General features: G+C 60.0%; 7 protein-coding genes. All 7 read left to right on the top strand.

The window, feature by feature from the left end; genetic code table 11:
- Nucleotides 1-547: 547 nt before the first annotated feature.
- The 7 genes from ACWUI2_RS15550 to ACWUI2_RS15580 all read left to right on the top strand — a co-directional run bounded on the left by ACWUI2_RS15550 (nucleotide 548) and on the right by ACWUI2_RS15580 (nucleotide 11,574).
- The gene (locus ACWUI2_RS15550; protein WP_486983770.1) at nucleotides 548-1,744 is read left to right on the top strand and encodes a hypothetical protein; all 1,197 of its coding nucleotides are present in this window, start codon (nucleotides 548-550) and stop codon (nucleotides 1,742-1,744) included.
- Between the two features lie 53 nt (nucleotides 1,745-1,797).
- Nucleotides 1,798-3,762 carry a carbon starvation CstA family protein gene (locus ACWUI2_RS15555; protein ID WP_486983771.1) on the top strand — a complete coding sequence of 655 codons (1,965 nt, stop codon included), beginning with the start codon at nucleotides 1,798-1,800 and terminating at the stop codon, nucleotides 3,760-3,762.
- Nucleotides 3,763-3,930: 168 nt separating this feature from the next.
- Nucleotides 3,931-4,599 carry a DUF1559 family PulG-like putative transporter gene (locus tag ACWUI2_RS15560; RefSeq protein ID WP_486983772.1) on the top strand — a complete coding sequence of 223 codons (669 nt, stop codon included), beginning with the start codon at nucleotides 3,931-3,933 and terminating at the stop codon, nucleotides 4,597-4,599.
- A gap of 39 nt (nucleotides 4,600-4,638) precedes the next feature.
- Nucleotides 4,639-8,289, top strand: a complete 3,651-nt coding sequence (locus tag ACWUI2_RS15565; RefSeq protein WP_486983773.1) for a hypothetical protein — start codon at nucleotides 4,639-4,641, stop codon at nucleotides 8,287-8,289.
- 55 nt (nucleotides 8,290-8,344) lie between these two features.
- Nucleotides 8,345-9,358, top strand: coding sequence for an SGNH/GDSL hydrolase family protein (locus ACWUI2_RS15570; RefSeq protein WP_486983774.1), 1,014 nt, complete (start codon nucleotides 8,345-8,347; stop codon nucleotides 9,356-9,358).
- Nucleotides 9,359-9,532: 174 nt separating this feature from the next.
- Nucleotides 9,533-10,594, top strand: a complete 1,062-nt coding sequence (locus tag ACWUI2_RS15575) for a glycoside hydrolase family 130 protein (protein WP_486983775.1) — start codon at nucleotides 9,533-9,535, stop codon at nucleotides 10,592-10,594.
- 32 nt (nucleotides 10,595-10,626) lie between these two features.
- The gene (locus tag ACWUI2_RS15580) at nucleotides 10,627-11,574 is read left to right on the top strand and encodes a DUF1861 family protein (protein WP_486983776.1); all 948 of its coding nucleotides are present in this window, start codon (nucleotides 10,627-10,629) and stop codon (nucleotides 11,572-11,574) included.
- The last annotated feature ends 855 nt before the right edge of the window (nucleotides 11,575-12,429 follow it).

The raw sequence follows: 12,429 nt of genomic DNA on the forward strand, positions 1-12,429 counted from the left end.
CGGATGGCTGGGGTGATGAACTCTTTCGCCGCGACTAGCCTGGCGCAGGCTACATGGAGGGAATCGAGAGTTCGGCACCCGGTGCTTCCATTCCAGTCGATATAAACACTGCGAAGAACGCCCGCCGCGACATCGTTTTCAATGAAACACATGGATGAAACTGATTTTCGAGGCGAAGCGCTTTGGAGTGCTCCGCGTCCCCGCGGAGCTTTCGTGCGTGCGGAAGAGCTCCGGTTGTCGAATGGTGTCGGGCGTGCGGATATCGCTGAGCGTTCGAAAGCGGTGCGGGGACGCACCGCACTCCAAAGCGCTTCGCGCGAAAATCTGATCGCCTTCCAGCCCGCATGGCATGGACGGAACCGCATGCATGGAAAAATCAACTTTTGGCCATACTTCAAAGTCTTGCGTTCGGATCAGGCGAGGTTTGTGCGTTAAACGGTTTCGATGAAAAACAAACGCTGGATGGCGCTCGATTTTGCTAATGTGGAAGCCGCCACTTGAGTGGCACCTGTTTTTTAATCTCCATCAACCCATACCTGAAGCACCTATGAATACTATCCTTAGTCGCACCGTTCGCATGCCCGGGCAGTTGCGAGTCCCGGTGGCCATCGCCGTTACCCTCTGCGCGTTTTCACTTTCCGCTCAGGGTCAAACCTGGATTTGGACCGGCGATGCCGGCACGAGCGCCTGGGCGACCGCAGGGAATTGGGACCAGCCGACAGCGCCTTCCCTCAACAGCGCGGGTATCGTTCAGCATGTCGAAATTCATTTAGGGACGGTCGAATCCGGTGCCCGTGAAATCGGGCGCAACACCGTGGGCAGCACCCAAACGATGACCGGCGGGAGTTTGACTATTGCCGGCAGTCACCGTTACGGAGTGTTGTCCGGTGCCGAAGGGAGCGGAACGCAGTCGGGTGGAAGTATTGTTTCATCCGGTCTATTCCAGCTGGGGGTGCAAAATAATACCAGCGCCACCTACACCCTGTCGGGAACAGGGTCATTGGAGGCGTCCCACATCTCGATCGCCGCCGGCGGGGTGGACACCGTTGCAACCCTGAATCAGAGCGGCGGATCCTTGGTCGCGAATGGGGCGTCAGGCTCGTTCATCGGTCACCAGGGCACCGGAACTTATAACTTATCCGGGGGGACCTTCAGCCGCAATTCGGCGGGTTCCGTGGCTGTCGGTCAGACGGCCACCGCTACCGGCATCTTGAATCAAACCGGAGGGTCGATCACGCTCACCGGGGGAGGCGGATTGCAGGTGAGCCCGACCAACGGGGGAACCGGCACCTATTCAATCTCGAATGGCAGCATTTCCGCCGGTTACCTGATCGTGGGAAGGGGAGTGAGCGGAACGGTCAACATCGGTCCCAATGCCGTGATGGATTTCACCGGCGATTTCACTTTGGATGCGAACGGCGTCGTCAATTTCGCCTTCTACGAAGCCGGGGTTTCCGGGATGACTTTCGGAGGAGTCGGGTTGATTCATGCGGCGGCGGAGATTTTCGTCGATGGCTCCACTTATACCGGAGGAATGCAAACTTTCAGCCTGATATCGGCTTCGTCCTTCAATGAAACCCCGGTGATTACCTTGTCGAATTTCGCCCATGGAGCCAGTTACGACTGGGACGAGGCGGAAGGGCTCTTTACTGTCACGGTGATTCCGGAGCCTTCGGTCTACGCATCGCTCCTGGGAACCGCTTTCCTGGTTCTGGTCGCCTGTCGCCGTCGTCGGCGGGCGTGACCGCAGTCGATCGGGCGTATCATCGAGAGTTGAGAGGAACGTTTTTTAGCTGAATGGAAGTCTTATTGATCGCCCTGTTGGCCGGGGTAGGGTTCGTGGTCGCCTACCACACTTATGGGCGTTGGTTGGGGCGGCGAATTTTCGAATTGTCCGCGAACACGATCTGTCCTTCGGAGCGGCTTTCCGACGGACGGGATTATGTGCCGACCAAGACGGCGGTGGTCTTCGGGCACCACTTCACCTCGATCGCCGCGACCGGACCGATCGTCGGCCCGGCGATCGCGGTGATCTGGGGGTGGTTGCCTGCCCTTCTCTGGGTGCTTTTCGGATCGATCCTGATCGGAGCGGTCCACGATATGGGGAGTCTGGTCGTTTCGTTGCGAAATAATGGCCAGACGGTCGGAGACATCGCCGGCCGGGTATTGAATCGTCGGGTACGGCTGTTGTTTTTGTGCGTGTTGTTCCTGGCGCTGGCGATCATCATCGCGATTTTCGGTTTGGTGATCGCCGCGGTCTTCCGGCAGTATCCGGCCGCGATTTTTCCCTGTTTGATTCAGATTCCGATTGCGGTGGCGATCGGTTTGTGGCTCCACCGGCAGGGGGCCAGTCTCGTCATCCCGTCGATTTTGGTGCTGGTGGTGATGTACCTCACCGTCATCTTCGGAGACAGCAACTTCGCGTTTGGATTTTTGGGATATCAGGCGGGGGAGTGGGGGCTCCATGCGGTCAACCAATGGTTCGCGTCGTGGCCGACCATCGTCTGGGTGGCGGTTCTCCTGGTGTATTCCTATGTCGCGAGTGTGATCCCGGTTTGGGTTTTGCTTCAGCCGCGGGATTACATCAACGCCCTGCAATTGATGTCGGTCCTCGGGTTGGTGATGCTCGGGCTGATCTGTGCCGCCGCGTTCGGAGGAGCTCCGGTCGTCGAGGGCGGCCTGCGGCAACCGCTCGAACTGAGCGCGCCGATGGTGCAATGGAATCCGCAAGGGGCGCCGCTGATTTTCCCGTTCCTGTTCATCACCATCGCCTGCGGGGCCATTTCCGGTTTTCATTGTTTGGTCAGCTCGGGAACCAGCAGTAAACAATTGCGCCGGGAGACCGACGCTCAATTGGTCGGCTACGGATCCATGCTGACAGAAGCCTTTTTGGCGACGTTGGTGATTCTGGCCTGCGTGGCTGGATTGGGTCTCGGAGTCGCGGCGGCGGACGGGACGATTCTGACCGGCGCGGCGGCCTGGGCAGATCATTACGGTTCGTGGGGGGAAGCGGGGGGATTGGCGGCGACGGTGGCGGCGTTCGTGGCCGGAGCGGGGAATTTTCTGGTAGCTTTGGGAATTCCTCCGGCGATCGCCACGGCGCTGATGGGGGTATTCGTGGCATCGTTTGCCGCGACGACGCTCGACACCGCCACCCGATTGCAGCGTTACGTCACGCAAGAGCTGGCGGCGGCCGTTGCGGGACCTGGGCCCTCCGTCGGGGGAGTGCAGCGCACGGCCAACCCGGTCGGGTGGCTGCGGAATCCCTACGCCGCCACCCTCTTCGCGGTCGTCACCGCCGGAGCTTTGGCGGCGCTCCCATCCCCGACCGCCGCAGCGTGGACGTTGGAGACGGCGGGAGGCGGCGGCTTGATTCTCTGGCCGGTCTTCGGGGCGACGAATCAACTGATGGGCGGACTGGCGTTTTTGGTCATCGCTTTTTGGCTGTGGCGGCGGGAGAAACCGATCTTTTTTATTATCGTCCCCTTGATCTTCATGTTGATCGTTCCCGCGTGGGCGATGCTCTGGCAGGTTTTCGTCCAGGCTCCCGGGCAGGAAACCAGTTGGCTGGACGACAGGAATTGGGTTTTGATCGGGATCGCCCTGGTGACGATCGTGCTTGAAGTCTGGATGATCATCGAGGCGGTCCGTCTTTTTCCCACCATCCGCGGCGTGGAAGAGCTTCCGGCACCGACCCTTAGGTCGGCCCTGAAAGATCCAGCGGAGGGGGGAGCTCAATCTCGTTCCCAACCATCCACATGATGTCCGGCTTCAGCGGTCTTTTCCGGACGCCCGGAGGGTAGTGCTTATCGGCTTGATTGCGCGGGGTCGTGTGGAAAAAACTGTTGTGGAAAAGTGAACGCCGGAACCGGGCCGATTTGCTATAGTTCCACCTGCAATCGATTCGATTAACTCCTTTCCCAGATCGTTATGCTCAAAATTAATCTAAACATTCCGGCAAGTTCCGAGTCGAGGCATTCGTCCGGTCCTCATGGAAAACCGGTGAAAGCCAAGGGGGCATTCACCCTGATCGAACTGCTGACCGTCATCGCGATCATCGGCATTCTCGCCGCCATTTTGATTCCCGTGGTGGGGGGCGTACGGGCTCAGGCCCGGGCCACCAAATGCAAGAGCAACCTTCGCCAGATCGGCTTGGCGTATCTGTTGTATGCTGAGGACCACAACGGTTTTCTCCCGGATCGAAGCGCGATTCCCGGTTATGGAGACCTGATGCGGGTCGTGCTCGGACCCTATTTTGAATATACCGGCCAGACGCACAGCATGTCGGATCCGTTAGGGCGTCCGGACGGTGTGGCGCGTTGTCCCAGCGGTCCCGAACCTTGGGGTTTTACCTATTATCCGAATTTCACCTTGTGGACGTCCAATCAGGTCGCGATTTCGACCATCGTCGATCCGGGCCGCACGATTCTTCACCGGGACCGGGGAGGATCGGAGGCCTCTCCGGGTGGGGCCAACAACACCCCGGGGACTCCCGCCTGGCATGGTGGCGATGTCGCCTACAATGCCGTCTTCGCCGACACCCACGTCGAAACTTTGTCCTATTCTGAACTTGTCTCGGTTCTTCAGGGGAACCCCTGAGCGACCGGATCATCACCCAAACCCAAATACAGGATCCCCATGTTTCCGATGAAAAAGGCGGCCGCCTTTTTGACTGCGGCCCTATGCGTTCAATTGTTCCCGGTACCGGCGGCTGAGGCGACGCCCGGGACCGGTAGTCTGATCGATCAACTCCCGGATAATCCTTCCAGCTACCTGATGCGGGACTGGAAAGATGTCACGATCAAGCTCAACGCGCTCGCCACCGACTTCGATGCGACCGGGGAGTATTTGCCGGTGGTCTGGTGGGACACCGCCCGGCACAATTATGACATCGACGTGCCGTACATTCCCTCCTTTGTCGGGATCTCGCAAGGCGGTGATGCCTTGAACCTGTTTCCGATGATCGTCGGCGCCACCCTGGTGGGGATCGACAAGAGCAACGTCAACGGCCACGACTGGGTGCGGGCGATGAAGCAGTTCCAAGGGCGTTCGGTCGGACGTCAGGTCGTCGGCAATAACAAGAACCAGCAACGGTCCACCGGATTGTGGTACGACGTGATGCCGGGGGTTTACTTCATGCAGGCGGTCGATCTCTATCCGGAGTTGGCCAAGGTCGAAACTCCCTTCAGCGGACAACAGCCCACGGAGGGCCTGGTTTCTTTCACCGGTTCGTACTTCCAGAATTTCGACGGCCTGCATCCGACGACCCGTAGCGCCGAGTTGTTGCCCGCCTCAGGATACCCTCACCACCTGCAGGAACCTCCGTTTACCGGGGCCTCCGGAATGGATGGTTGGTATGTTCGCAATCTTTCCAACCCCGCATTAGCTTACCGGGTTTATGATGAGTTGACTGGAACCGCCAGCGGATTCATCAATTTCGGGATCGGGGCGGACCGGGCGCTCGGAGGTATTTCCAATGGGTCGACCGCGCGTCCCCGGATGGGAGTCGTGCTGCGAAACGACACCCAGGAAGTCATCGCCGCCGTCGAACTCTCGTTTGCCGGGGAGCAATGGCGGGCGACCGGGAATTCCGACCGGCTCGCCTTCAGTTACCGGGTCAGCATTTCGCCCAGCATCGACGAGGGCGGGGTGATTTTCGACGACGAAGAATTCGGAGAAGAGCCGCCCTTTATCGTGCCGGGAGGCACGTTTGATTTTGTCGGTTCCGCCCAGCTGAACGGGATCATCGACGGAAGCTCCACCGGCCGGGTCGAAGGAGTGGGTGGAAAGTTATCGGGTCTCCATTGGCTGCCCGGCGATTTTCTGGTCTTGCGATGGACGAATGCGGCAGCTGGAGCCGGATTGGCCATCGACGATTTCAGTATTTCCATTACCGAGCCTGAGCCGGACGAGCCTGTGGTGGAAACAGAGGTGGTCCCCTTCACCGGTGCGTATTCCCAGAATTTCAACGGCCTGCATCCGACGGCCCTCGGGGCGACTCTCTTGCCCGCCGCAGAATTCCCTCACCATCTTCAGGATCCGCCGTTTACCGAGGCCTCCGGAATGGGCGGTTGGTACGTCAGCAATCTTTCGAATACCGCTTTGGCTTACCGGGTCTTTGGGCTGAGCGGAACCAACAGTGGATTCATCAATTTTGGGACCGGATCGGACCGGGCGTTGGGAGGGATTTCCAATGGGTCGACCGCGCGCCCCCGGATGGGAGTTGTGTTGCAAAACGAGACCGAGGAAGTCATCTCCGCCGTCGACCTGTCGTTTGCCGGGGAACAATGGCGGGCGACCGGGAATCCGGACCGTCTCACCTTCAGTTACCGGGTCAGCATTTCTCCCAGCATCGACTCGGGCGGACCGATCTTCGATGAGGAAGGTGCCGGAGAAGAACCGCCATTCATCGAGCCGGGAGGGACGTTCGATTTCGTCGGCTCCGCCCAGCTCAGTGGAATCGTCGACGGAAGCGCCGCGGGACGGGTCGAGGGGCTTGGCGGTCAACTGACCGGTCTCAATTGGTTGCCCGGTGATTATCTGGTGTTGCGTTGGACGAATGCGGCGGCGGGAGCAGGATTGGCCATCGACGATCTGAGCATCACCAACCCGGACGCCCCGATGGCGACGACGCTATCGTTGGTAGGAACATCTGAGGAGTTCGAAGGGGCGAGCATGGAGGACGTGATGTACCAGACTGCGGCAAAATGGTGGGAAGTCCTCGATTTTCTCGGAGGGAGCGCCGACGGTTTCGCAGACTTCACGGGGGTGGTCGGCTTCAACACAGTCACTATGGAAATCGATGGCCGGGATGGCACCCATCCGGGCGTCCTGGAAAGCGCCGCCGGGCTCGCCTGGATCCAATACATGGCGTATCGAAAATTCGGTGACGAAAAGTTTTTGACCGGCGCCCAGTGGGCGATGAATTACCTGGAGCAGGTCGAGCGGAATCCGATGCACAACGGCATGCAGATGGGATATGGGGCCTTGGCGATGGCTCGGATGAACGCCGAGCTCGGATTCAATTACGATGTCGATCAGATGTTTCGTTGGACCTTCGGCGAAGGACAACCCTTGCGCAACGGATGGGGGGTCCTCTATGGCAGCTATGGCCCGTATGAAGTGAGCGGTTTGATCGGTACGGAAGGGGCACGGGGCGGAGAGAATCGGGCGTATGCGAAGCAGGGATACAATCTCGCCGCCTCGTTGGTGCCGATGGTTCGCTACGATTCCCGCTACGCCCGGGCAGTCGGCAAGTGGATGCTCCACCACTCGAGCAGTTCCCGGCATTACTATCAGACATTCATCGGTAGCAACAACGTCGACTCTCCGTTTTGGGCCGGAGATCCCGACGGGGTGGTTCCGTTTGAAAGTCTACGCGGTTATCACCCGAAAAGCTATTTCGAAGAATATCTCGGATTCCTGGACGCGAGGCCGAACTCGAATCCGGCCGTGCGGGAAAAGGTGGTGGCGGCCATCAACAATCCTCCTTCGCTTTGGGCCTCGGGGCGCTCCGGCGCGGTGAACGGCGGGATCGGGATCTGCACCTATTTCGCGGGGGATGTCGGCTATGTCGGTGCCATCGTCCGGACGACGAACCGCAACCAGGTCCTGCAATTGAATTTGCTCGCGACGGATTTCTTCCGGGACGAGGCGTATCCGACATTCCTTTACTACAATCCGTGGGGCACCAGTCAGTCGGTGGCAATTGATGTCGGTCCGAATAGCATCAGTTTATACGACACCGTTACCCGGACGTTCGTCCTGGAATCGGTTTCGGGGACCGTCAACGTGCCGATCCCGGCCAAGCAGGCGAGGGTGCTGGTTCATGTTCCGGCCAATGGCGTCCAATCCGTTTCCGGCAGAAAGTTTTTGGTCGATGGGGTGACGGTCGATTATTACCGGGAAGGGAATCACGATTCGCTTTCCGGCTATTGGAACTGGGCGGCGGATCTCCCCCATGGGCGTCAAGGCCCACTCCAGGACGCCTTCAGCGAAGGCTTCCCGAACCTGATGCGTTACGCATTCGGACGGCCCGCCCAACCTGGTTTCTTCCGACCGGAATTGATGACGATCGGCCAATCGGGCCCGTACTTCCGGGCGGATCTCCGGGCCGGGCTGAATTTGCGACCGGAAATTTCGCCGGACTTGCAGACTTGGGTCCATCCGAGCGAGGTCACTGGAGCGACGTTGCAACTTTCTCCGGCCGGATCCGGGTTCGAACGTTTGGAACTTTTCCCGCCGGCGGAGTGGCCGCGTTCGTTCTTCCGTCTCGGCATCGAGTTTTAATTCCGGCGCGACCGGAGGTTTTGAACACTGGATTATGTTTAAGGGTATGTTAAGAATGAATACGTTGTTCTGTGCGCTCGCTGTTGCGGTTTCCGTGGTCTCCGTCCTGCCGCCGAATTTATCGGCGCAGAGTCCGTCGACCGTCCGGGCCGCCACCGCCGTGCTTCTCGGGCAAGCCACCGTGAGTCCGGAAGAGCAGCCGACCCTTGATCGCCTGGTCTCCGTCGCGGTGGGTGAGCCCGAGGTGATCGCGGCGTTGGTCGATTTTGAAACGGCCCGGGCGGAACACCGGGTGAACCAGCGCAAGTTCCCGGCCGAGCGCGACCCGGAGGTTTCGGCCCGTTTCCGGCGGGCCTCCACGAAAGTGGATGCGGTCATGCGGGACGCGATGCACCGCCATGATCCGGAGGCCGCCGAGCGTCTTTTCGCCGCTCTCAGTGTTCCGGATTCGCCCAACCAATTGGCGGTCGCTCCGATCGAGGACCGTCCCGGCCTTCCCCGTGTTCTTTTGATCGGCGACTCCATTTCCATGGGATACACCCTGGACGTGCGGGCTCGATTGGAGAATGTGGCGAATGTCCATCGAATTCCGGTGAACGGCGGGGCCACGGAGGTCGGTCTGGCCAATATCGATTCGTGGCTGGGCGAAGGTCCGTGGGCCGTGATCCATTTTAATTTCGGTTTGCATGACGCCAAATACCATTCGGAAACGGAGCAGCGGGCGTCGCGGGAAGAGTATCTGGACAATCTCCAGCGGTTGGTCGACCGGATGAAGGCGACCGGGGCCCGCTTGATTTTCGCCACCACCACACCGGTGCCGGAAATGCTCCGGCACGGGAAGGCGACGGGAAACAGGGTATTCGATAGTATTCCCGATCGGAACGCGTTGGCGGTGGACCTCATGGAGCGGAACGGCGTCGCCGTGAATGATCTCCATACGGTGGTGGAGAACGGTGGTCCCGACATCGCGCGTCCCCATGATGTTCATTTTCCTCCGGAAGGATATGCCATTTTGGCCGATGCGGTGGCCGGTGCGATCGCGCGAAATCTTGATCAGGAAGGAAGATGAGTTTTCCCGAAGTTCCCCTTGCGAGGGTGTGTCGCGGGGAGGCGGGTGGTGGGTGGTGTTCACGTTTAATGTGCGGCGGAATGCGAACGCGGTTCGCGAAAATTGCGGTAAGATAAATTCGGTCCAAGTGCCAACCCGGGCGGCTTCGGGAGGAAACTCGGATTATTCGATACGATGACTCCCGTGACTTCCAGTTTTGCCCGGCGCTTTGCCGCGAACCCGTTGTTGACCATCGACCAGGTGCCGCCCAGCGGGCCGAAGTTCGAGGTGGCCGGTGTTTTTAATCCGGCCGCTTTCGTTTGGGAAGGGCGAACCTGGCTCCTGGTCAGGGTGGCGGAACGGCCGGTGCCACGTTCCGGTTGGGTGCGGGTGGCCGAGTTCGTCGACGGCGTCGCGTGGGTCACCGAGTTCGCGGCGGACGATCCGGATCTCGACCTTTCCGATCCGCGGGAGGTTCGTCACCGTGGGCGAACTTATCTCTCCGTTCTGTCGCATTTTCGTCTGTTTGTGAGTGACGATGGAGAACGCTTTGCGGAAGCCCCATTTCCAATTCTGGTCGGGGTGGGGGAACACGAGGCGGCCGGCATCGAAGATCCCCGCGTTACACTTCTGGAGGACGGGGCCTTTGCGATCGCCTACACGGCGACTTCCCGGCATGGTTATGGAGTGGGGCTTCGGCTCACGCGCGACTGGCGGACCTTTGAGAATGTGGGCATGATTCTGCCGCCGGCGAACAAAGATGCCGCTCTTTTCCCGCGTCAGGTGGACGGGCGATATGTTTGTCTGCATCGCCCCTCCGGGGTCATTCTGGGGGGTAATTATATCTGGATCGGGTTTTCAGAGGATCTCCGGCATTGGGGGGACCATCGGTGCGTCGCCCACACCCGGGAGGGGTATTGGGACGAAGCGAGGATCGGTGGGGGCGCCGCCCCGATCGAGACGGCGGACGGGTGGCTCTCGATTTACCATGGGGCGGACCGGTCCAATCGTTATGCGCTGGGCGCGATGCTCCTCGACCTCGACGAACCGTGGCGCGTTTTGGCGCGGAGCGAAGACCCGATCCTCGCTCCGGAGGAACCTTACGAACGCGAAGGCTTTTTTCCGAACGTGGTTTTCACCAATGGCCACACCGTCGCGGGCGACGTGGTCAACGTCTATTACGGGGCCGCGGACGGATGCGTGGCCGCCGCAAGATTTTCTATCGCCGCGATCCTCTCGTCCCTCCGTCGTCACTGAAACATGTTTATTTAACCGATTATCCACTATCAATGAACCGATTGTCTTCATCGTTTGTTTCGTCGGGACCTCCCGGGTGTACCGAGTTGCTTGTTCACCGGTCCAAGGTTCTCGATCCGCGCCAATCCGGCAAACTCTCGTTCGCCGGAGTTGGCGCACGCGATGTTTACAACGTATCGGCTCCATTCATGTTTCATGGGGAGCGGGTGATCGCCGGTCGGGTGGAGCCACGCGAAACGGAACTCGCCGAAATCGTTTTCTTCCGTGAGGCGAGCGAACGAGTCTGGCATCCGGTTCCGGGAGCGCTCACATTCCCGACTTTGCAGGACCCGTGTGTTACTTTCGTCGGAGGAGAGCTGATTTTGGGGGGCGTGGAATATCCGATCCGTTTGCCTGACGGACGGCATGTCTGTCGGATGCGGTTCTATCGATGTCCGCGGCTTGACCGGATGGAAGTCGCTTTCGAAGGACCCTTGCGGATGAAAGATATCCGCTTGGTGGAGATGGCGGATGGCCGGATCGCTTTCTTGAGCCGTCCCCAAGGCCTGCGCGGGGGCCGCGGGAAGATTGGGTTTGGCGTGGTTCCGAGCCTGTCCGATCTGACAGCGGAGGTGATCGATCAGGCTCCTCTTCTCGCGGATCAATGTCCGGCCGACGAGTGGGTGGGGGGCAATGAAATGCATCTCCTCGCCGATGGCACCATCGGGGTGCTCGGGCATATCGCCAATTTCGACGAAGAGGGTAATCGGAATTATTATAGCGTCGCTTTCGTGTTGGATCCGGAGACGGCGCAGACCACTGCCCTTCGGATCATCGCCAGTCGCTCCGATTTTCCGGATGGCCCGGCGAAGCGACCCGATTTGAAGAACGTGATCTTTTCGGGCGGTTTGGTGAGAAAAGCGGGCGGCACCGCCACCCTTTACGCCGGCCTCAGTGACGCCGAAGCCGGTTGGGTCCGGATCCCTGATCCGTTTGTCTGAGAGTTGGGTTGGGATTGCGGCCTGAAGGGCTGCTATTCGAACCGTGATCGCTCCCACATCGTGCATGGCGACCTTTCAGGCCGCGGCACCCGGGGTTCTGTTTACCCAGCCCTGCGGACTGGGCTGTAGAATCAGGCACCTACGGCGCCAAAAGATGCGATGGCATTCAAATACCAAGAAACGCCGAACCGGTTCCCCTGCGCCGAAGGCGCGTAATCCTTCGGTCCAGTCCGCAGGGCGGGGGGCCGGCGAATCAGTTCCGCAGCGCCGAAGGCGCGGAATCCACCAGCCCAGTCCGAAGGGTTGGGTGGGCAGGTGAATTTTCTTGCGGCCTGAAGGGCTGCAATTCGAACCGCGATTCGCGCCCACCCCACGCATGGCGACCCTTCAGGCCGCGGAACCGGGGGGTCTGTTTACCCAGCCCTGCGGACTGGGCTGTAGAATCAGGCACCTACGGCGCCAAGAGATGCGATGGCATCCAAATGGTGAGAACGTCGAATCAGTTCGCCAGCCCGAAGGCATGTAATCTTCCGGCAGTTCGAAGGGTGGGCCGCCGAACCAATTCCCCAGCGCCGAAAGCACGTAATCCTCCGGCCCAGTCCGAAGGGCGGGGGCCGGTGAACCAGTTCCGCAGCGCCGAAGGCGCGGAATCCTCTAGCCCAGTCCGCAGGGCTGGGTTTGGATGGTGAATTTTCTTGCGGCCTGAAGGGCTGCTATTCGAACCGCGACCCGCGCCCACCCCCGCATGGCGACCCTACAGCCGCGCGGCACCGGGATTCCGTTTACCCAGCCCTGCGGACTGCGCTGTCGAATCAGTCACCTACGGCGCCGAGAGATGCGATGGGATCCAAATGC

The organism is Verruconatronum alginivorum (assembly GCF_056590205.1).